This window comes from Promicromonospora kroppenstedtii DSM 19349 (assembly GCF_000515355.1).
Classification (GTDB): Bacteria; Actinomycetota; Actinomycetes; order Actinomycetales; family Cellulomonadaceae; genus Promicromonospora; species Promicromonospora kroppenstedtii.
This window is the reverse complement of record NZ_KI911645.1, coordinates 26838-27712: the sequence shown is the minus strand read 5'-3', so window position 1 is coordinate 27712 and position 875 is coordinate 26838. Positions and strand designations below refer to the sequence as shown.

Genomic DNA, 875 nt, shown 5'->3' with positions numbered 1-875 from the left:
ACGCCCGCGAGCATCGCCGCCCGCCGGTCGCCGCCCACGGCGCGCACCGACCGGCCCCAGCGGGTGCGGCGCAGGAGCACGTCGGTGACCACGACCAGCGCGGCGAACAGCACCACCGAGTACCCGATCCCACGTGCGGTGCCCAGGTAGGCCGCGATCGCCGAGAGCACCGCGGCCAGCACGAGGGTGCGCACCACGATCTGGGGCACGCTCGCGCAGGGCAGGTCGGCACGCCGCCGTCGGGCCCGCGCCACGACCTGGACCACCGCCACGGTGACGACCACGAGCGCGACCAGCGTCCAGGCGGCCACCGGCGAGAGGAAGCCCTGTTGCACCGAGCGGACGAACCACGACTCGAACGGCAGGTTGATCGAGCCCATCGGCCCGAGCACGCGCAGCTGCACGCCGGCCAGGAACAGCAGCCCGGCCAGCGTGAACACGAAGCTCGGCAGCCCCAACCGCGTCGAGAGCGCGCCGTACCCCAGCCCGACGACGACGCCGCACGCCAGCGCCGCGAGGATCGCGAGCGCCACGGGCCAGCCGAGATTCACGGAGCCGACGGCGACCACTGCCGCGGCGAGCCCGCTGACCGACCCGACGGACAGGTCGATCTGGCCGACCAGCAGCACCAGCACCACGCCGAGGGCGATCACGCCCACGGGGGCGCTCTGCAGCGTGAGGTTGACCAGGTTCTCGGGGGCGAGGAACGCGGGGTTGACGGCGCCCATCACCAGCCAGATGACCACGAGCGCCGCGAGGATCGGGAGCAGGCTGTTGCCGCCGCGCACCCGCTGCCAGACGGCGCCCGTCAGGCCGGACTGGGCGCTCATCGCCGCACCGCCCGGCCGGAGTCGGCGCGCGCGTTGCGCGCCCCG

The 875-nt window shown here is 74.9% G+C and carries 1 protein-coding gene; it reads right to left on the bottom strand.

Annotated elements, in window-relative coordinates:
- Positions 1 to 830 (bottom strand): ABC transporter permease subunit (locus PROKR_RS09390; RefSeq protein WP_036962520.1); only part of this gene is annotated, 830 nt, incomplete at its 3' end.
- Between the last annotated feature and the right edge of the window lie 45 nt (positions 831 to 875).